This is a genomic window from Xanthovirga aplysinae (genome assembly GCF_009711365.1).
Lineage (GTDB): Bacteria > Bacteroidota > Bacteroidia > Cytophagales > Cyclobacteriaceae > Xanthovirga > Xanthovirga aplysinae.
On the sequence record NZ_SMMB01000299.1, the window covers coordinates 1 to 1,034 of the forward strand.

Consider the following 1,034-nt stretch of genomic DNA (forward strand, 5'->3'; position numbering starts at 1 on the left):
TAGTTTTCTTTCGTATACACTCTTACATAATCTACCTCTAAAGTTTGAGGGAAAACAGTAGATGCATCTGGATTTCCAGGCCAATCTCCTCCAACAGCCAGATTCAACAATAAATGAAAATTTTGATCAAAAGGCCAGTTTTCACCAATGGTTGTAGGGTTTACGGTAGAGTAATGGATGCCATCAACATACCACCTTATTTCTTCTGGTTCCCATTCTATTCCAAATATATGAAAATCTTGGTTGAAATCACTTGTAATTATTCTATAAGGGTTTCCATAATGTGAATTATCAGGCCAAGGTAGTCCATAATGTACGGTCCCATGTACAACATTAGGTTGGTGTCCCAAATATTCCATGATATCAATTTCTCCACTTTGGGGCCATCCCCCATAAACATTGTCGGTAGGAAGCATCCAAAAGGCCGGCCATATGCCCTGGCCTATAGGAAGCCTCATTCTGGCTTCGAACTTTCCATAGGTCCAATCCCCTTTATTCTTACTTTCTAACCTTGTTGAGGTGTAATTTTTACCTCCCATGGACTCTTCTTTTGCTGTAATTTTTAGCGTTCCAGCATTAACAGTAGCATTTTGATTTGTATAATACTGCAGCTCATTATTTCCCCAACCGGAAGGAAGGCCAAAACTAGTACCATCCCCAAGCAAATAGGACCATTTTGTTTGATCTAAAGTGGTCCCATCAAACTCATCTGACCAAACCAACACATATTCACTTTCATCTGTAGTGGGCTCCTCCACTACCTCTTCCTCGTCGATAGTTTGTTCTACTTCATCTACCTTTTCATCCTTATTACAAGAAAAAAATAGTAACCCAATAAAAGTGGCAGTTAATAGATAAGCTTTTTTCATCTTTTTTCTATTTTAAGTTTAAAAAAATACTATTAATATTCTTTCTAAAATTATTCCCTCTAACCCTGAAAAAATGTGACTAGATCAAAGGTGGAAAAGGAATCATTTTTTGAGTTTTTTTAAAGAAAAACCTTTCATGAAATTATGCAATTATAATCAATAGAG

At 36.5% G+C, this 1,034-nt stretch carries 1 protein-coding gene; it reads right to left on the minus strand.

Annotation, left to right across the window (positions count from 1 at the left end; all coding sequences use genetic code 11):
* The coding region (locus E1171_RS00840; RefSeq protein ID WP_155203163.1) for a glycoside hydrolase family 16 protein at nt 1-869 on the minus strand (869 nt) is incomplete at its 3' end.
* Nucleotides 870-1,034 lie beyond the last annotated feature (165 nt).